Annotated in this window: 12 protein-coding genes; 4 read left to right on the top strand and 8 right to left on the bottom strand. The window is 54.1% G+C overall.

The features are described 5' to 3' along the window. Positions 1-429: 429 nt before the first annotated feature. The 4 genes from ABD971_RS22260 to ABD971_RS22245 all read right to left on the bottom strand — a co-directional run bounded on the left by ABD971_RS22260 (position 430) and on the right by ABD971_RS22245 (position 8,220). A complete protein-coding gene (locus tag ABD971_RS22260; protein ID WP_345325698.1) occupies positions 430-3,951 on the bottom strand; it encodes a tetratricopeptide repeat protein in 3,522 nt (1,173 codons plus the stop codon). 113 nt (positions 3,952-4,064) lie between these two features. Further along, complete coding sequence (locus tag ABD971_RS22255; protein WP_339946340.1) at positions 4,065-5,849, bottom strand: Hsp70 family protein; 1,785 nt, start codon at positions 5,847-5,849, stop codon at positions 4,065-4,067. A gap of 399 nt (positions 5,850-6,248) precedes the next feature. After that, positions 6,249-6,794 carry a DUF2760 domain-containing protein gene (locus ABD971_RS22250; protein ID WP_345325696.1) on the bottom strand — a complete coding sequence of 182 codons (546 nt, stop codon included), beginning with the start codon at positions 6,792-6,794 and terminating at the stop codon, positions 6,249-6,251. A gap of 64 nt (positions 6,795-6,858) precedes the next feature. Then, positions 6,859-8,220, bottom strand: a complete 1,362-nt coding sequence (locus tag ABD971_RS22245; protein WP_345325694.1) for a leucine-rich repeat domain-containing protein — start codon at positions 8,218-8,220, stop codon at positions 6,859-6,861. Positions 8,221-8,551: 331 nt separating this feature from the next. On the opposite strand from ABD971_RS22245, the gene ABD971_RS22240 reads away from it, so the two are divergent. Continuing rightward, positions 8,552-9,985 carry a Gfo/Idh/MocA family protein gene (locus ABD971_RS22240; RefSeq protein WP_339946337.1) on the top strand — a complete coding sequence of 478 codons (1,434 nt, stop codon included), beginning with the start codon at positions 8,552-8,554 and terminating at the stop codon, positions 9,983-9,985. A 128-nt stretch (positions 9,986-10,113) separates the two neighbouring features. On the opposite strand, the gene ABD971_RS22235 is transcribed toward ABD971_RS22240, so the two are convergent. Together ABD971_RS22235 and ABD971_RS22230 are read right to left on the bottom strand one after the other, a co-directional pair. After that, positions 10,114-11,118, bottom strand: a complete 1,005-nt coding sequence (locus tag ABD971_RS22235; protein WP_345325691.1) for a Rossmann-fold NAD(P)-binding domain-containing protein — start codon at positions 11,116-11,118, stop codon at positions 10,114-10,116. Between the two features lie 10 nt (positions 11,119-11,128). Next, positions 11,129-12,649, bottom strand: a complete 1,521-nt coding sequence (locus ABD971_RS22230) for an MBOAT family O-acyltransferase (protein ID WP_345325689.1) — start codon at positions 12,647-12,649, stop codon at positions 11,129-11,131. A gap of 342 nt (positions 12,650-12,991) precedes the next feature. On the opposite strand from ABD971_RS22230, the gene ABD971_RS22225 reads away from it, so the two are divergent. Then, positions 12,992-13,852: an NAD(P)-dependent methylenetetrahydromethanopterin dehydrogenase gene (locus tag ABD971_RS22225; RefSeq protein ID WP_345325687.1), complete on the top strand. Its 861-nt coding sequence runs from the start codon at positions 12,992-12,994 to the stop codon at positions 13,850-13,852. A gap of 218 nt (positions 13,853-14,070) precedes the next feature. Here the strand turns inward: ABD971_RS22225 and ABD971_RS22220 are convergent, their stop codons facing one another. Beyond that, the gene (locus tag ABD971_RS22220) at positions 14,071-14,598 is read right to left on the bottom strand and encodes a TFIIB-type zinc ribbon-containing protein (RefSeq protein ID WP_345325685.1); all 528 of its coding nucleotides are present in this window, start codon (positions 14,596-14,598) and stop codon (positions 14,071-14,073) included. 186 nt (positions 14,599-14,784) lie between these two features. After that, positions 14,785-15,879 (bottom strand): linear amide C-N hydrolase, encoded by a 1,095-nt coding sequence (locus ABD971_RS22215; RefSeq protein ID WP_345325683.1) that lies wholly within the window; start codon positions 15,877-15,879, stop codon positions 14,785-14,787. A gap of 87 nt (positions 15,880-15,966) precedes the next feature. Between ABD971_RS22215 and ABD971_RS22210 the strand changes: the two genes are divergently transcribed. Together ABD971_RS22210 and ABD971_RS22205 are read left to right on the top strand one after the other, a co-directional pair. Beyond that, positions 15,967-16,509, top strand: a complete 543-nt coding sequence (locus tag ABD971_RS22210) for an ATP-dependent metallopeptidase FtsH/Yme1/Tma family protein (RefSeq protein ID WP_345325681.1) — start codon at positions 15,967-15,969, stop codon at positions 16,507-16,509. Between the two features lie 304 nt (positions 16,510-16,813). After that, on the top strand, positions 16,814-18,985 hold the full coding sequence (locus ABD971_RS22205; RefSeq protein ID WP_345325679.1) for a Tex family protein: 2,172 nt from the start codon (positions 16,814-16,816) through the stop codon (positions 18,983-18,985). The last annotated feature ends 459 nt before the right edge of the window (positions 18,986-19,444 follow it).

Raw genomic sequence — 19,444 nt, 5'->3', positions numbered from 1 at the left:
TGGAGTCGCTCGTCACCGTCCGCTGAACCGTGATGATTCGCCTCTGCCTGCCGATAGGACATTGCAATGGTGGAACATACCTGTCGATCGTTTAGCGTCGCGTTGCAGGTAATCCTTGCGGTGTGAGGTGTGAGAAGTGCTCGGTGGGCAGCGCGGTGCAGACTGATTCGGTTTGTTTGCACGCCTCTGGTGATAACGGATGACAGACAGCAAGATTGGAATGACGGAGAGGAAACATCATTCTACTCGCCCCAAGTCGCGAGTAGAGTATTGATGGGTCAACGCAATTGCTTGCGAATCACTCGCTGCTGTCGCGCGAGTCGAGCGAACTGGCCTATTCGTATAAGGTGCTTCGATTTGTAATGGGGTGGCGGTTCGAAACTCTTGACGAGTTCCGCTACGGGGAATTTGGCTGCCGGTCCGCCATGCTCATTTTGACTTGGTCTTCGGCATCGACATATTACTGGGGCCACATGTGTAGGTGAAACCCGCTTTGACGAATGGCAATAGGACGCTGGCGCGAGCGGGCGAAACGTAGATGTCATACTCCTCGGCGTCGACTTTGCTAATCGTGCATGGAATCGTCTCACGAGCTCCGTTTGCATTGATTGTCAATATCGCATCGAGGCTCGCGCCGGCATCCTTCAGGTGCTGGTCCCACTCGTCGATCGCCACGTATTCGTAATCGGTGTCCGTATCTTCAAGCGGGATCTCTACAATCGGAGGTGCTTGTTTGGCACGCTGCACCGGAACGCGGTCAGTCCACACCAATTGTTCTTTCAATTGAGGCCCTGACCAAATTTCGTTGCCACCGGACCACGTAAATGCAATCATGTCGTCGCCTGCTTGCCCGGACGCTATTGCAAACAGACGTCGCGTGGGATTTGGTTGGTCGTCCAAAATTGCAAACTTGATCCGCGTGACCGGCTCGCTCAATTGTTCGGCGAGCCAATCCGATAGGTTCTCCGTTTTATATTGGCGTTCACTCCAACTGGCCAAGATGCGTTGGCCGCCGGGCGACTGAAACAGCCATGCCTGCTCCGACGTTTTCTTGCGACTGTTTTCCTCGTCCGACACGACCTTTGCGGTAAACGATTCGCCAAGGGCTGCTTCGATTGCGGCTGCAATTGCGTTAGGCTCGATTGGCGACTTGGCATCACGGAACAGCTCTCCAGATGAAGCGGCCGAGATATAAGAGATTCGGAAAGGATACTGGCGGACGAGCTTGTCGATCTCGGGTGATTCGATGTGGCGAGTCAAACTAGTGGATAGGGATTGGCGTTGCAGCCAATCGGTCGCTGTTGCCTTGTCGACGGCAGCAAGGTGTTTCTGTAGTGATGTGAAATCACCGTTTGCAATGTCGACGATGGCTTGATCGGCGACTTCACTGTCGGGAATCGGGTTTGCCAAAACCCACTTTTTTGCTTCCTCAACCTGCCCGGCACGGACCATGGCGACGATCGCCGACTCGATACGTCGAGGCAGGCTCCACGAGTCATCACCCGAATTCTGTACGCTCTGTTTGTAGGCGTCGATTGCGGTTTCGAGTTGGTTTTTGCTTAGATAGTAGTCGGCTACTTCTGATTTCAAAGCGGCATCGGAATCGTCCGTCGGTTGCGGTCGTTGTGCGGCACGGCGCAACCAAGCGGCAAGCTCGTCGTCGTCCGATAGTCGGATGGATTCACGAATTGCGGCATTCACCAAGACATCGAGATCCATCGTGTCCTCGAGGTCGCTGAGAACATCGCCGGTAGCAATGTTTTTTGTGACTACTAAATCACGGGCGAATTGACGGATCAGTTCGTCGAGGTAATAGCTTTCTTCGCTATCGTAAACCGATGATGCCAGTTGAATGGCCTCGCGATGATACGCCGTGGCTTGCGCGGTTTCGTTTCGGTCCATTGACTGTGCAGCTTGCAGTCGTAGTCGTTGGATCTGAACCGAATCGGAGTGAGTCGTGGATGTGGTTTCGAGAAAGCGATTCGTTTGCGTCGAATTCACGCGAAGCAGTAGAAAGCTGCCGATTTGGTTATGTTTGCCGGTGTCCTCGGGCCAACGCTCGATAATCTCTAGCGGACGGCCAAGCTGTAGCAGCGCGTCGACGAGATAATCGGCTGTTACGGTGTCGATCCAAGCGTCATCGTCCGCGTCAATTTCTTCCAGGGCTTCAGGCTCGGCCGCATTTTCAAGTTCCTCACTGTTTTCCAGATCCCGATTAGGATCCGATTCTGCGGAACTGTGCCACGCGAGGAATGCATCGAACGATGTCACTGCTTGTTCATAGTCACCGTTGGTGTAATTTGCCCAAGCGGCGAGTGCGGTGTGCCAGCCGTTTTCGTTCTCGGGTGAGTGAGACTGCAAGGCGGTCTGCAATTTTTCGACGTCACAGTACAGCGAATCATCGTAAGCACGAAGTACGAGGCTGCGGAACAGGGCGTCGGCAGCGTTCGATTCTGCGAAAAGTTGCTCGAAGTCATCCTCTTGCAATCGAACATCGAGATGGTTTTCGTTTGCAATTGACTTAATGTATTCGGATTCCGCGATTGATTGGCTTTTCAAGAAGTGTCCGGCGGCTTGGTCGAGCAGTTCGTCGCTCCAAGCCAAATTTCCTAAGGCGATTTCCAGCAAACCCGCTGGCAAGTTTTCACGCTGCTTCAGTTCGGCGACAACAGCCTCAGGGAATTCCGAAGACTTACGAAACGTTTGCGAGACTAAGTGTGTCCATTGATATTGCTCGTCATTTTCGGCGATGATATCGACCAGTTTTTTGACATCCTGCGGACGTCCCTGGGCGATCGCGTTGTAGAAGATCACCGAATCCAAAGGACAGACTCGAAGTGCTTTCATCGCGGCGTCGGCAGCCTCGTCGTTTTGATCCAATTCGTCATGAATCAGCGATGCGATCCAGAATCCGTTGGGATGATTCGGTGATAGATTTTGAGCTTTGTTGACCGCTTGCAGCGCGGGTTCGTATTGCTCGAGGTTGTAGTAACAGACAGCCAACGACGGCCACACGCCCCATAATGAGTCGGGATTTTCAACCGATTTTAAGACTCTCACCGCTTCATCGAATTGTTCCAATCGCATCCAAGTGTAGGCGGCTTGCAACTGCAGCACCGGACGGTCTTGCGGAAGCATCGGCATTTTTTCGGCGTTGCGGATGATCTGTTTGGCTCGCTCGGGATCGCCGTCATACCATGCAACCTCTGCTTCGCTTAACTCCGTCAACGCGTTGTCGTAACCCTCGTCCAGCGGCGACTCGCCATGCAGATAGGACGCGTACTCGTCGGAAAGTCGGCGACCGAACTCGAGTCGCTGCCAGTCGTAGAATTTCCACTCGCCGCCTTCATGGACCAAGAACCACTGTAACGATTCCGCTTGATCGGAATCGGAATACCCCAGCAAGTCGACCACCGCCAATTTGCCAGTCGAGTCAAGACGAACATCGAGGAGGCGTATTTCACCGGAGATGGAATCGGGATTGGGTTGGAATTGCGATAGCCAATTTTGCAGCGCCAAGCGATTCATGATGCTGAGCGAACCGCCGCTATGGTCGCTCATCGCGACGGCTTCGATGAACAGCGTCAGACTGAACGGGATATCCTCACCATTTTCGAGCTTCGCGTTGCTGTCGTCAATGAACTGGGCAATCGCCGGGTCGACGGTAGGCGGTGCTTGCGTCGGTTTCTCGTCGAACAATCGATCCAGCGATCGATTGAAATTGTCGGCGTCTCGCGTAAATGCGTCTTCGCGTGGCTCCAGTTCGACTTCTGGTGCTGGGCGTGCAATTCGCTGCATCGCGACAAAGGCGATGGTGCCGACACCCGCACAAAACAACGCAATTCCCGCCATGATGACGGCGACAATGATCAACACACGCTTGGTTGACGCGGGTGCCGGTTGGGATTGAGGGTGCGGATATTGTTCCGAAAAAGGATTCGATTGAGACACGTCCGTTATCCGATGCGAAGGGTTGCCCCTGGGATACCGACGAGCGAGATCGCTTGCAGGCCCGAGCCCCAGGTGGCAATCATCTTAACCGCAAACCACGTCTCGCCCAATTCTTATTTGGCCGATTCACGGGCGTTGAATTCCATTTTCCATTTTTCGTCGCCTCGCGTGCTGTGGCACCACAATTCGAACATGCCAAGTTCCGTGATTCGGCTGGCAAATTTCACGGGAATGAAGGCTTCGCCTGATGTCGATTCGGACGTCAAATGGACCGTGATCGGTTCAATCTCGACCACTTCGTCCTGGTTCCAGCGATCGAGTTTCGAACCGGCTTTGTCATCCGAGCGGACCGCGGAACTAAAGAAACGAAATTGGGCAGGTTTGCCGACGACGATACCGACTTCTTCGCTCGGCACCTCGGTCTCGGTCCCCTCTTCCATCCCTCGAGCGGCGACGCACAATGCACGCAGCGGTCGTGGTACCCCGGGAATCGCCAATCCGGCGGTTTCGATTCCAACGTAATAGGAGCGGGCTGTCCCGCCGCGGATACGAATTCCGCCGCTTTGTTTGCTGAATCCGTAATAGGCAGCCCCCATCGCGACAGAGGTATCCAGATCGTCGAGTCCGCCTAGCACGACGGGATCGTCGTCATACCAGCCGTTGATCGTGTCGAGCATTCGCGTGCGAAGCGTTTCGCTGCGAAACACACCGCCGTTGAACAGCACATGCGTTGGCGTGACGCTGGTCGCAGTATCGTCGCCCGATTGGTCGGCCAGAAAGGCGGCAACATGTTTCGTGACCGCCGCATCGGCTTCGTAAGGCAGTCCGATGTCCTGGAATCCGGAAGCCGCGTTGTGTTCGGGACGCGCCGAGGCTTCACATTTCGGGAAGAAACCTTCGACGATCAACTGCTGAGTTTCCGCCTTGCCGATTTCTGCGGATATCGTGCCGCCAATCAGCGAACTGCCGCGTCCCAACACCGAGACGGTTTGTTGTTCGGGGCCATCGGCCGACAGCAGTTGTTCTTTTGCATCACGACAGGCGTGCCAGAGTGCAACACTTTGCCAGGGATCCAATTCGTGGCCTGATTCAGCGAACTTGGTGCTGGCGAAGTGAGCGAGTGCCAAGTCCATGTTATCACCGCCAAGCAGCAAATGATTCCCCACGGCAAGACGCTCGAGGTTCAATTCGCCATCTTTCTGCGAGACCGTTACCAGGGTCAGGTCGGTTGTTCCGCCCCCGACGTCAACGACCAGCAACACATCGTCGGCACGTAGGGATTGTCGCCAATCGTCACCCTTGGCCGACAACCAACGATACACGGCGGCTTGCGGTTCTTCGAGCAACACGAATGTTTCGGGCAGTCCGGCTGCTACCGCGGCTTGCCGTGTCAATTCACGCGCCGCAGGTGCAAACGATGCAGGCACGGTTAATACCACCTGCTGTTCACGCAGCGGAGCGTCCTGGTGTTGTTCATTCCACGCGGCGACCAGATGCGACAAGAATCGGACGGTGCATTCGTATGCCGATACCTTGTTGACTTCGGGCGGTGATTGCCACGGCAGCACCGCATCGGTGCGTCCGACACTGCTGTGGCAGAGCCAACTCTTGGCGGCGACGACAACCCGTTGCGGATTGTCGGCGGCTTGAGATCGGGCATAGGCACCGACCACGCCGCCGGCGGGATCCGGGTTGTAGGCGGTTCGCAACGATTCGACTTCGGATTCACGCGGCAGGTATAAGAACGACGGAAGTGAATCGCGGGCTTCGATTTGGCCCGGCTGGATGAGCTGCGGAATCTTCATCAGTTGAAGATCGTCAGGGGCATCAAGCGGGCAAAACGCAACCACCGAGTTGGTGGTGCCGAGGTCGATTCCGATACTGTAACGGGCGTTCATATTGGAAGAGTCTGTGGAGTCTATCGAGAGAGAAGTCGAGGAGGATGGCCCCTCCAGTGGTATTGTCGCCGCCAATTCGAACCGTGCAAACGTGGCCTTTTGCCGAAGCGGCGAGGATACCCATTAGTACGCGATTGTGACCCGATCTCGGCCTCTATCACCAACGCGGTCCAGTCTCGTGCTGCGTTACGCGTCGATTATCGGCTGCGACAATCAATGTAGCGAAACTCGCCAAGAGTTTCGATCACTTATTTGGCGTAGCGGAAGTCGTCAAGACTTTCGTCCCAAGTCCTCCTCCCGAAACTCTTGACGAGTTCCGCTACGAAATCGTTCACGGAATTGGGCTCCTGCCTGGGTAGCGTGCAAAGACGAGGTGGGAGCCTTGGAACGAATGTTTTTCTATCGCTGGACTTGTGCCGGTGCGATCACATTTGCATCACGCTCGCTGCCGCTGTATTTGGGCAACTCGACCTTCGTGGCTTGCCAACCTTGGTGGATCAGTTTGCCTGAGGTCGACGAGCCTTCGCCAATCCACTGATAGCGTTCGGGCGATCCATCTTCGCCGACTTCGATCTGCGATCCCTCACCGACATCGCTGACCGGCGCGAGTTCAAAGAATCTTGTCAACGTGGATGCACACTGTTGTAAACAGGGGCGAGCGGCGGCACCGACTTGCGCATCGGCAAATTTGGTCAGGTCTTCCTGGATCAGATCGACAAAGCGGGCCTCGCGTTGCAGAGCCGACAACAGCGTGATCGCATCGCTTCGCACGGGCTTGGCCGCAACCGGTTTGGGGGCCGCTGCGGGCTGCGGTTCCGTTTTGGGCAGCAATTTCGGTTCTGCTTCCTGCGACGTTTCAGGCTGCAGCGCCTGGCGAATTCGCTCGGAAGCTTGTTTGTTGAAAATTGCTGCTGAAAACGCTCGAAAGGCGATTCCTAAGCCCATCCTGATGTCCCTAAAAATAAGGCTGTAAAGGTATCGTGATGACAGGCTAAAGCCTATCCCGGGGTTACTCGTTTTCGCTCTCAGCGACTTTTAGGTTCTTATATTTCTCGTTTAACTCTTCGACCAACAAGAATCCGATGTCTGTGTTTGCGACGTTGATGTACTTCAATTTGGGTAGCGATGCAAGTTTGCTGAACCCTTCGTCGGTGAACCTCGTTCCGGCGACATTCAGACGTTCAAGGTTTTGCAATTTCATCAATGTGTCGACTGATTCGTCACTTGCTTTGGTCGACATCAAATTCAGTTCGGTCAAATTGGTCAATTTGCCATAGGTGTTCAGCGCTTCGTCGTCGGTCTTCGTTTCCCACAGCCCGAGGTAGGTCAATTTGGTCAAGTTAGCGATGGTTTGTAGGCCTTCGGAGCTGACCAGCCGACATTCGCTGATATCGAGGAACTTGACGTTGGGCAATTCACTGATGATTTTCATTCCGTCGTCATCAAGCGATGTATCACGGAGTTCCAAACGCTCGAGCGTCTTCAGTCCGGCGATCGACTTGAGCCCTTCGCCGGTCACATCGGAACCACGAATGCGAAGCCGCTTTAATTTGGAAAGTCCTTCGAGTGCTGGCATCCCTTCGTCGTCGATCTTGGTGTAATCGAGTTGAATGGATTCGAGTGATTTCATTTTGCCAAGCACTTCGAGCGACTTGTTGCTGATCGAGGTGCAGTAGTTGGCATTGAACGATTTCAGAGAGAGTCCATCGAGTTTTGCGACGCCATCATCGGTAACCTTTGATTTTTCGAGTTGGATATCGGCTAGCGATTTGATTTTCGCCAACGAATCCAGTCCCGCGTCCGCGATGTTGGTGTTACGTAAATCGATCGCTCGCAGCTTTTTAAGCGACGTCAAACTTTCGAGCCCCGCGTCGGTCACTCCGGTACGACGCAGAAATAAAGCTTCGAGGTTTTCGAGCTTGCCGACCGATTCGAGTGTGAGATCGCTGATCGCCGAATCGGTCAGTGTCAATCGCTTGAGTTTGCTGAGTGACTCGATCGCCTGCATTCCTTCATCGTCAACGCCGGGACCGTTGAAAATGGCCACTTCGACGCTGGGAAGGCCTCGTAAATGCTTTAGCGATTCGGCGATACTGACGTCGCTGGAAACTGAAAGCTCGACGACGTTGCCCGCTTTGTTTTTCTCGAGCACATATCCCGCTTCCTCCAACGCTTCGACATCCTCGTCATTATCCGCGATGACCGGGGCGGTTTTGGGCTGCTCAACCGCAGCCGAATCGCCTGGCTGTGACTGCGTATTCACTCCATCGGAATCCGAGCGCGAGCACCCGCTCAGCACGGCAATCGCCAAGCTGAGAGTTCCAGCAACGATTGGACGAAAACGACGGTCGAGGGAGTGTTTTTGGGTCATGGAAGCTGCTTGGGCTGAGGGATGAAGGAGGTGGGGCCGCCATTTTATCGAATTGGCGAGTTGTCGAAAGGGAGCCGGTTCGTCGAGGGACAATTGAATTGGGGAGCAAGTCGAGCGGCGTCCGCCTGACAAAAGATGTTATTTGCGTTCTTTTTTGCTCGAGAAAATATTAAAGCGTGGGGCCGATTGTGGCAATCATGTCGAGTCGATTTAAAATGCTACAATGCGGATCGTTGCCGCTTCGATACTCCCTTGTTATGGTAGTTTTGCGGTTTTACGGCCCATTCTCTCAACCTACCCTATCCTGTAATTCCCTCCTTAAGGACCTTTGATGAGCAAGAAAACAACACGTCGAAATTTTATTGGCCAAAGTGCCGCATTTACTGCGGGCGTTGGTTTCTGGTCGGGCACTTCGTTGATTAGCCACGGCAAGGACTCGGCGCTGCAAGGATTGTCGGCGGCCTGTATCGGCGTTGGCGGCAAAGGCGGCAGCGATACCAGCCACATCGGCGAACAAGGCGTTAACATCGTCGGTTTGTGCGATGTCGATGGCGGCACGCTGACCAAGAAGGGACGCGAATTCAAAGACGCGGAACAGTTCACCGACTTTCGCGAAATGCTCGACAAGCTTGGCGACAAAGTTGACATTGTCACCGTCAGCACTCCGGACCATACCCACGCCGCCGCTGCGGTTCGTGCGATGCGGATGGGCAAGCACGTTTATTGCCAAAAACCGCTGACGTGGTCGATCAGCGAAGCTCGCTTGATGCGCGAGACCGCTGCGGAGATGGGCGTGGTCACCCAAATGGGCAACCAAGGCACCTCGGCCGACGGTATGCGAGAAGCCGTCGAAGTCATTCGCAGTGGCGTGATCGGTGACGTCACCGAGATCCACATCTGGTCCAACCGTCCCGTATGGCCACAAGGCAAGGGACGTCCGGCCGGCGAAGATCCAATTCCAGAGGATTTGAACTGGGAAGCTTGGATCGGTCCCGCACCGATGCGTCCGTTCAAGAAAGGCGAATACCACTCGTTCAATTGGCGTGGTTGGGTCGACTTCGGTACCGGAGCACTCGGCGACATGGCTTGCCACACGACCAATTTGTCGGTGATGGCTCTGAATTTGTGGGATCCCGTTGCTGTGACCGCGGTCAAGAACCCCGGTATCTTCGAAGGTGAAACGTTCCCCGCCAGCTCGTCGTTGATGTTCGAGTTCCCCGAGCGTGATGGCTTGTCCGCTTGCAAATTCCACTGGTACGACGGTGGCGAATTGCCATCGGACGACATCATCAAGCAATTGCCTGAATCGTTCCAGAAAAAGATTGCCAACCAACGTGCCGGTGGTGGCAAAACCAGTGGTGCTGTGCTTGTCGGCACCAAGGGCGTTCTGTTTTCACCGGATGATTACGGTGCCCAGTACATCTTGTTGCCACGTGGTGAGTTCGTTGACTTCAAACCACCAGCACAATCGTTGCCACGTATTCCTTACAAGGGCGGTGGCGATGAGCGTCAAAAATGGGAGTTTGTGCAATCGGTCAAAGGCGACTACGAGCCCGGCACGATGGCAAACTTCGATTACGCTGGCCGCTTGACCGAAACCATTTTGGTCGGCAACCTTGCACTACGAGCGGGCGAAGGCAAACGAATCGAATGGGACGCGAAGACCATGCGAAGCACCAACGTGCCCGAAGTCAACCAATTCGTGCAACGCGAATATCGCAAAGGCTGGGAAATCCCCAAGGTCGCAGCGACCGCATCGCGCTAACGCAACGCTTTGTTTAAAGTGACTTGAAACCGCACAGGCCATCAAAAGCCAGTGCGGTTTTTTCGTTTTAACGTAGGATAGGCTTCCAGCCTGTCATCAGCCCTCCGCATGAGGTTGAATTGCCCGGGCTATCGAAGCGTCTTCTCTACGGGTTTGCTGGCAACACGGAATTTACCGTGCAGTGATTGAGCAACCAATTTAGTCCGTGTCATTTTGCCAGTGAGGTTAAGGTGGCAGACTGTGTCGTAAAAATAGGACGTTGGGTATTTGACTTGGTCGGGATGATGCAGAACTGGGACGTCAAGATTCTTGGTCAGTAATTCGTGAAGGGAATCGTAAGACGATTGGTGCTTGTCAAAATGAGGTTCAGGGACCGGACAGTAGGCCAAGTAGACCTTAGCACCGCGTTCTCTAAGCGTTTGAGCGCAGGCATTGATTCGCTCCGCTGCCTCCAGCGTTACGGCCGGTTTGAATTTTACATCCGCTTTCATCTTCTCAATTTCTTTCGTCGTTCCCAGGTCGTGGTGTCCGACAAAGTCTCCGTTTGCATTGAACTTTAATCGAGAGTAAGCGTCTGGGAGCTGAGCCTCTTCAAATTTGCGTTGAATCCGAGACTCCGTTGGCAACTTGCTCCCCGACTGTACAAGGCTTGTAAGAACGCAGAACGCTTGGTCGTCAACGAATGTTTTGAGTTCGCTGCAATCCAGATGGCAAAAGTATCGCCAAGATGCGGGGGACTCTTGAACCATGGATAGCCGTAGATCAGGGGCCGGCTTGGTCCCTCCGGTAAGCAGCATCCACTCTGGCATCAGCACGACCACATCTCCCTCTTTGGCGCAATCGGTCGCCACGTCCAGGTAGAACTGCAAACCCAGCGCGGCATGGAGTCCACCATTAATGACGGGCATGTCGCAGTGCTGTTGCAGGGTGGGGCTGTCAATTCCAAATGCCACATTTGAACCGCCAAGAACAATCAGGGTCGGTTCGTCATGTTCGCGTAACAAGCGAATCTTGTCTTCGAATGCCGCCATGAATCCGTACTGCGGCTGTTGAGTCGCGTTCAGAATCAGCAAGCCGCCGATCACGAGCTGGATGGCACAAAACAGACTTGCGTTTCGAATAAACGTGCGCATCGTAAGTGCCTTAGAATTGGAAATAAATAAAAGGATTCGTTTTCGTGGTCAGCGTGAACTGGAGCGTGCCCCAGATGGCCAGCGTGAATACGGCCCACCGAGCTGGCTTGGGCCATTGCAGGAAACGTAATGGGACGAGATTGAGGTGCATCGTCCATTCCAGAATTGAGTAGCCGATCAAAACAATCATCATTTTTTCGATCAACGGATGAGTGGCCAATGTCGCTTTCCACGCGGAGGCGTTGAGATCGTGCAATGGGATCGTTGCAATTTTTGACAAAATTGTGAACGCTTCGGCAGTGGATGCTGCTCGAAAGAATACCCAGCCAAGGCAGATGACGGAAAACGTGTACGTCATTCTGAATATCGTTTGTAGCGCTGCTTGACCCGCAACAGGGGGTTGGCCGCAGTTGGCTTGGCCCTCGATTGGGTTTACGCGATGGCCGAAGATGGAAAACGGGCGACTTCGGCCGTTTTCAACATACGAGCTAACCACTTTTTCTAAGACGAGAGCCGCACCGTTGATGGCGCCCCAGATAATGAAACGCCAAGCGGCCCCGTGCCACAAACCCGATAGTACAAAGGTGATCATCAGGTTGCGGAAGGTCTCAAGCTTCGTGCCCTGGCTGCCGCCAAGCGGGATAAAGACATAATCGCGAAACCAAGTCGACAGTGAAATGTGCCAGCGGCGCCAAAACTCAATCACACTCCGCGACAGGTAGGGGTAACTGAAATTCTGCATCAAATCGATGCCAAACAATTTTGCCGTCCCAATCGCGATGTCGCTGTAGGCAGAAAAATCGCAATAGATTTGCCATGCAAAAAAGACAGTGCCGATCAATAGGGTTAGCCCCGAGGCACTGCTGGGGTGAGCGTAGATCGTGTCAACACAGACGGCTAAATGATCGGCAATGATCAGCTTTTTTACAAAACCCCATAGAATCGTGCGGCAACCTGCAACGGCTTGGTCATTCGAAAATATTCGTGCCCGCGAAAATTGTGGCATCAGGTTGGTTGCGCGTTCGATAGGGCCGGCAACCAGTTGCGGAAAGAACGACACGAACGCGAGATAATCAATCAGATTGGTTGTCGGCTGCAATTTGCCACGGTAGATGTCGATCGTGTAGCTCAACGTTTGAAACGTGTAGAAGCTGATCCCCACCGGCAATAAAATTTCCGACATCAGCGGATGAACCGTCCATCCGATTTCCCCAAGGGCGATAACCAAACTCTCAGAGAAAAAATTAAAATACTTAAAGAAGCCCAGTAACCCCAAGTTGCAAACGACACTGGTTGTCAACGCGAGTTTGCGTTGTGCCTGCGTTTTTGCGTGGGCGACGAAGATCCCCAGTCCATAGTCAACCAGACTCGACAGGATCATCAAGCCGCAGAAACGATAGTCCCACCAGCCATAGAAGAGATAGCTGGCAAGCACCAAAAGCGAATTCTGCCAGTAGCGATTTTGCCGTGCCCAGTGCAGCATGAACACGAGCGGCAAGAAAATCAGAAATGTTAAACTGGTGAAAGTCATCTGACGAAAGCGCTACGAGTAAACGACGAAAGTCGGAGGCCAAGTGTTTGGGGGGATGGGCTGTGGCTATGCCTTACGGGATCGTCACGAGGAGCGTCAATACTGAACCGCCATTTCCGGCCCGAGCGAAGGGTTCAGGCAGCGGTAGGGAATTGCACAATATCGAATTTGCCCGTTGCGAAAATCGCCACCGATTTCGGCCGCTCCAAAACTCTCTGCGATTTCGCGACGGCTATTTTTGGCGAGGAAAATCGGACTGGTTGCCCCCTACCGCGACGAGCGATTCTAATTGCGAGCTCGCACATCAAAACGATTCACACAGCTCACCCCCGAAAATCCATCATGTCCCGAAAGATTTTGATCCAGCTCGACACGGATTCTCACGCCAGCACGTTTGATAGTGTGGTTGCGTATGATTCCGGAATTGATGCGTTACTGAGCCATGCAGGGGTAGCGTCTGATAACGTGACACCTTTGGTACACGGAGCGATGTTTACTCGCGGCGGCGATGATCTGAAGAACACGGCGATCTTTATTGGCGGATCGAATGTTCGAAACGCGGAAACACTGCTCAAAAAAGTGACGGAGAGCTTTTTCGGCCCGGTTCGCAATTCCGTCATGCTCGACGCCAACGGGTGCAACACCACGGCGGCAGCGGCCGTGGTCTACGCGGGACGCGAAGTCGATCTGGCAGGGGCGACTGCGGTCGTGATGGGTGCAACTGGGCCCGTCGGTGAACGCGTGGCTCGTTTACTGGCAGCCGATGGCGCCAATGTGATTGTTACCAGCCGATCGCTGGATCGGGCAAACGAAGTCGCCGACGCGATCGCAGAGCAAACCGAAGGGGGATCGGTCACCGCAGCCGCTGCGAATGGTCCCGACGATGTGAAAAAGCTGCTTACCAATGCGAAAATCCTGATTGCGTGTGGGGCCGCGGGCGTCCAGATCGTGAACGAAGCGACCTTGAAAAGCAGCTCGTCATTAAAGGTCGCGATCGATTTGAATGCGGTGCCGCCCGCAGGGATCGAGGGCATCGGGGTGACGGACAAAAGCAAATCGATCGGCGATCTGAAAGTCTACGGCGCGATCGGTGTCGGCGGATTGAAGATGAAAACGCATCGGGCAGCGATCGCGTCGCTGTTTCAAACCAACGACCGAGTGCTCGATTACCGCGAGATCTACGCGATCGCCAAAACCATCTAGTAGCGGAACTCGTCAACGGGCTGTTGATTTAGTGAGCCGCTCGCGCGTGAGCGGCCGGGTTCCACACACTACCCGGTGCCTTACGGCCCACGGCTCACCAATACGATTCGCATTTCGATTAAATGAACAGCCCATCAAGAGTTTCGACGAGTCACGGCCACGGACGAAAATTTTGGCGCGTTCCGCTACGGTATGGGCTCCGGGCAACTTCCTACAGGTTACTTTCGTTTCAATCTCGCACGTTCGGACTCGTAGCGACGTTTGGCACGTTTGTACTCGCTCGCTTTGTTGCTGGCGTGCATCGCGCCGAAAATGCCAACAGCGATAAACACCAGGCCGAACAGCGGAAAAATCTTGGCCATGCCAAACGGCGATCGTGATGTAATCGCAAATGCCATCACGGTCCAAAATCCACCGAACACTACCGCGACAACGCCGCCCACCATCGCGGTTCCTTCGGTCGGAAGATGGGAGCGACCGTTTTTTCCGGTGATCATAAAGTCGTTGCGTTGTAATTCCCATTGTCGATCAAGGTCTGCGATTTCCTGGTTCGCTGTCAACCGACTGACTTGGTCGCTCAGTGATTTGGTTGTTTCGGTTAGCTTGTCGACCGCCTCGGTGAAGGTCACGTCACGCTCGCGACGCACCGCCAATTGAGCACCGCAGTGATTGCACTTGACGAATCGGGCTGACTCGGGAACCTGCATCGGTGCCCCGCACGAATTGCAAGTTAAGCTTTCCAACATTGACCTTCCTCTATCGCAGCGGACATTAGACTTTTGATGTGTAAAACAACATAGCAGCTCCGCGATGTCGTGCCTTAATACCGAAGGCATGAACGTTGGCTAGACAGGGCGCAAAATTGGAGAAATCAAGCAAGAAAACAAGATGCAGAGATGGTGATCACCCCAAATTTGCTTGATTCCGCTGACTTACTCACCGACAGCAGCAGATTCGCCTACCACGCTCAATGTGGCGGGGTAGTTGAGCACGAGCTGCTTGACGGCGGTTCGCACGAAACTTTTGGGCATCGTTCGGTCAAACGCAAAATTGACGATCCTGGCGTTGTCGCTCGCTGTATATTTTTTCAAATATGGCATCAGATCACCCGCGACATCCTTGTCGATATCGACGGTCATCGCATCGCTGGCGGGGTCAAAGTCGAGATCGTCGAGGTCGAGCGTGCGAAGCTCTTTCGCCACACGGGTCGAAAAGGAAATCCGTTTTTCAGCGGGCTCATACACAATACTCCACTGCGTCAAACCGGGCTGAGCCACCTTCGATAAAGATTGGCGAGCATATTCGATCGAGTCCGCTGGCGTGACCTCCTCGTTCGCCATCTGGACCTGGCATACGGCTTGGTAATACCGTCGCTCGCTATTGTTCCGCCACTGTTGATTGTGAAACGCCTCTCGTGAATCGATGCAGGTTGAATTGGCGAGCGCACAATCTTGGATCTCGTTGCCGCGGTGCACGTGGGGGTTACCGTCCAAAAACTCGATCGTCGCAACGTCGCCCGACGCATCGGTGACGAAGTAGTGAACTCGTTCGATGCTGGGGACCATCGGTGTCGGGTAGATCTTCTCGAGACTGATGACCACGTCCGCTACCGTCGCGGCGGTATCGAGTTGATATTGCACCCACTGGACCACATTCACTGAATGTTTACCCGGTTGGATGACCGGGAACTCCGCTTGAATCAGTTGCAGCAGATCGACGGTTAGTCCTTGTTCATTCATTCCTGCAAACGGTATTTCGCGTCCGAATTGCACGAAAGACACACTGCCGTACGTGGACACCCATTTGGCAGGCTGGACCGGCGAGATCGCCTGCTTTTGAATTCCGCGTGGATTCACCACCACTAAGCCTTCGCCGAAACCCCAATCATGATTGCGTGCGACGACGATGCGACCATCGAATGAAAATCGCATCACCGTACATGCATCGGCAACGTTTTCACCACTCAACGAGGGCGTGCAGACGAACGCGGCGAGCAGGATCGAAATTCGAATGTTCCGTGATGTCATCGCGGGAACCTCGTTTGTGGCAGGAGAGAGAAAGGAAGATGCCGTGACGCCGTTTGTTTAAGCCATTATGTCCGATACACTGAAGGAATGAAACAAGAACCACAGCCGATGGAAAAATCGGATGAAGAACCCACCGAGCGTCCGAGCCCGGGGCTGGTTGCGACGGCCTATCACGAAGCGGGGCATGCCGTGATGGCACTGTCGCTAGGTCGGCCGATCGATAAAGTGACGATTTCGCCGCGGCGACTGCAAGTCGAGGGAGTGCGGCTGGGGGCCTGTAAAATCCAGAAAGGGCGGACCAAGTCGAGCCGAGATTGGCTCGAGGACGAAGTGTTGATCCTGTTTGCGGGAATGGTCGCCGAAGCGATCATCACCGGCGAATATTGCGAATCGGGCGCGGCTCAGGACCTGCGTACCGCTCGGCGGTTGCTGCACACACGCCCTGGAACGCAACAGCAAATGGAGCGGATTGAACGCCGCTTGGTCGACAAAACTGCGCACATTCTCCGTGAAGAGGGGCATGCGAAAGCGATCATGCTGATTGCGGAAGAACTACTCTCGAAAACGACGATCAGCGGCCGTGCCGTTCGGCATTTTTTCAATATGGCCATCAAGCAGCATGACAAATAGCAAAACGTGCTAGTGTTTGGTCCAGTCTTACAACTGGGGTTTCTAATGTAGTGGAGCTTGCTAAAGCTCCCTGTTTCATGGTTGTGGAAGGATCTTTAGCAAGCTCCACTACCCCAAAATCAAAGATTGACGAAGCATTAGGTAATGGGAGTCGTCAAGACTTTCGAGTGTTTTCGAGCCGCCCGCACCTAGCGATACAGGCGACCAAGTTGCTTTCAAAGATGCTAATGACATTGAAGTGGCGGCTAGCTAGAATCCGCCGCCCTGCTGACAAAATCGACAAAACATTTCATTGAGAAACCCGATGGCTACGAAAACGGAAAACGTGTTTGATATCGATGCTGCGACCAAAGCGATCGCAAAAGAGCTGTCATTGCCACTGAAACAGGTTCAATCGGCCGTCGAACTGCTCGATGCTGGCAATACGATTCCGTTTATTGCCCGTTATCGAAAAGAGGCCACCGGCGGACTCGATGAAATCGCGCTTCGTGCGATCGAAGATGCCTTGGAAAAAGCAATGGCACTTGCGGCACGAAAAACGACGGTGCTGAAGACGATCGACGAGCAAGGGTTGCTCACGGCTGCCCTTCGCAAACAGATCGAAGATTGCAGCGACATGCAAACGCTCGAAGCGATCTATTTGCCCTACAAACCGAAACGGCGTACCCGAGCGACGATCGCGAGGGAGCGTGGTCTTGGTCCGTTGGCCGAACTGCTGCTCAGCCAAAGCAAGCTTGGCAAATCGAAAGACGATGTTTTGAAGGCGTTTGTCAACGCGGCCAAAGAGGTTCCCGATACCGACACGGCGCTGAAAGGTGCGCTGGATATCGTCGCCGAACAATGGTCCGAGGACGCCGACACGCGGACCTGGATGACAAAACAGGCTTTTTCGCAAGGACGGATCACGTCGTCGATCAAACGGGGTAAGAAAGATCAAGCCGAAAAGTTCGAGCTTTACACCGACCACAACGAATCGGCCGCAAAGATCCCTGGGCACCGTTTGTTGGCGATGATGCGAGGCGAGTCCGAAGGGGTGCTGAAAGTCGGCATCCAGCTCGAAGATTCGCAAGTGCTCGCCGAATTGAAGCCAAAGCTTGTGCCTAATCGTGATTTCGAATTTCGCAACGAGTTGCTTGAAACCGTGGACGATTGTTATCAGCGGCTGTTGATGCCCGCCACCGAATCGACCGTGATGCAAACGCTGAAGGAAAAAGCGGACGAGGAAGCGATCGCAGTGTTCGGAAAAAATCTGCGTGAATTGCTGATGAGCGCTCCAGCTGGTCCACGGGTGACGATTGGCATTGACCCCGGTTTTCGTACCGGTTGCAAAGTCGCGGTCGTCGACGGAACCGGCAAATTTCTGACCAACACGACCATTTACCCCACGCCGCCGAAAAATGATACCGCCGCTGCCGGTAAAGCGTTGTTGGCATTAATCCAAAAGTACAATGTCGAATTGATTGCGATCGGCAATGGGACGGCGTCGCGAGAAACCGACAGTTTCGTCGGCGATCTGATTCGCCAACACAAGCTTGACGTTACCAAAGTGATGGTCAGCGAAGCGGGAGCATCGATCTACTCGGCAAGTGAATTGGCATCAAAGGAATTCCCTGATTTGGACATCACGGTGCGAGGTGCGATCAGTATCGCGCGTCGTTTGCAAGATCCGCTCGCGGAATTGGTCAAGTCGGATCCGAAATCGATTGGCGTCGGGCAATACCAACATGATGTGAATCAAACGCAGCTTCGCAAGTGCCTGGACCGTACGGTCGAGTCGTGTGTAAACAGCGTCGGCGTGGATTTGAACATGGCGAGCGTTCCGCTGCTTTCCTATGTCGCGGGGATCGGTCCCAAGTTGGCTGAGAACATTGTCGAGTATCGCAACGCGAACGGTCGCTTTGGGAATCGCAAACAGTTGAGCAAGGTGCCGAAATTGGGCAAGAAGGCGTTTGAGCAAGCGGCGGGTTTTTTGCGAATTCGCGGTGGCGATGAACCGCTGGACAATTCCGCCGTGCATCCAGAAAGCTACGTGTTGGTCAGCCAGATGGCTAAGAAATTGGGGACCGATTCAAGTTCGCTGGTTGGCAATGCAACGCTGAGCCAGAAATTGAAGCCAAACGAGTTTGTGGACGAGCGATTTGGTTTGCCAACGGTGGCGGATATTATTTCCGAGTTGGCGAAACCAGGACGCGACCCACGCAGTGAATTCCGTGCGGTGAAGTTTGATGACAGCGTCAACTGTATGGAGGATCTGAAGCCCGGCATGGTGCTCGAAGGTGTGATTACCAACGTCACTCACTTCGGCGCCTTTATCGACATCGGAGTGCACCAAGACGGGCTGATTCACATTTCACAACTCGCCAACACGTTTGTACAAGATCCAAACGAAGTCGTGGCGGTAGGTGATGTCACCAAAGTGAAAGTGCTGGAGATCGATCTGCCACGCAAACGAATCTCGGTGACACGCAAGTTTTAATCGGTTATTTTTGAAATAACATCTGCCAAGACGATCGCGTACTGTCATCTCTGCCGAGCTTCAGCTCGGCAGAGGTAGTAGCGGGCCCGTTAGGCCTCGTTCGGGTGAGGGCCGACCGCGCAACGGAGCTTGCAGTAGGCCGCTGGCTTGCTCGGACGGCCCTCACCCGAGCAATCGCTGAAGGCTCTGCTCGACCTCTCCCAAACTACGTTTGGGAGAGGTGACACGAAACAAGCCACCTCTGCCGAGCTTCAGCTCGGCAGAGGTAGTAGCGGGCCCTTTAGGCCTCGTTCGGGTGAGGGCCGACCGCGCAACGGAACTTGCAGTGGGCCGCTGGCTTGCTCGGACGGCCCTCACCCGAGCATCGCTGAAGGCTCTGCTCGACCTCTCCCAAACTACGGAAAATGCTGAGGTACTAGCATTCGATGTACATTATTCGGGGGAGCGAGAGCTTCCCTT

It is taken from the genome of Novipirellula rosea (genome assembly GCF_039541335.1).
Lineage (GTDB): Bacteria > Planctomycetota > Planctomycetia > Pirellulales > Pirellulaceae > Novipirellula > Novipirellula rosea.
Note: the sequence above shows the minus strand (reverse complement) of the source record. Positions and strands in the feature narration are given on the sequence as shown.

Coding starts and splice junctions, on each gene's coding strand:
- ABD971_RS22235 (WP_345325691.1), bottom strand. CDS start 11,118: ATGCGCACGTTTATTCGAAACGCAAGTCTGTTTTGTGCCATCCAGCTC.
- ABD971_RS22225 (WP_345325687.1), top strand. CDS start 12,992: ATGTCCCGAAAGATTTTGATCCAGCTCGACACGGATTCTCACGCCAGC.
- ABD971_RS22245 (WP_345325694.1), bottom strand. CDS start 8,220: ATGACCCAAAAACACTCCCTCGACCGTCGTTTTCGTCCAATCGTTGCT.
- ABD971_RS22220 (WP_345325685.1), bottom strand. CDS start 14,598: ATGTTGGAAAGCTTAACTTGCAATTCGTGCGGGGCACCGATGCAGGTT.
- ABD971_RS22255 (WP_339946340.1), bottom strand. CDS start 5,849: ATGAACGCCCGTTACAGTATCGGAATCGACCTCGGCACCACCAACTCG.
- ABD971_RS22230 (WP_345325689.1), bottom strand. CDS start 12,649: ATGACTTTCACCAGTTTAACATTTCTGATTTTCTTGCCGCTCGTGTTC.
- ABD971_RS22205 (WP_345325679.1), top strand. CDS start 16,814: ATGGCTACGAAAACGGAAAACGTGTTTGATATCGATGCTGCGACCAAA.
- ABD971_RS22215 (WP_345325683.1), bottom strand. CDS start 15,879: ATGACATCACGGAACATTCGAATTTCGATCCTGCTCGCCGCGTTCGTC.
- ABD971_RS22210 (WP_345325681.1), top strand. CDS start 15,967: ATGAAACAAGAACCACAGCCGATGGAAAAATCGGATGAAGAACCCACC.
- ABD971_RS22240 (WP_339946337.1), top strand. CDS start 8,552: ATGAGCAAGAAAACAACACGTCGAAATTTTATTGGCCAAAGTGCCGCA.
- ABD971_RS22250 (WP_345325696.1), bottom strand. CDS start 6,794: ATGGGCTTAGGAATCGCCTTTCGAGCGTTTTCAGCAGCAATTTTCAAC.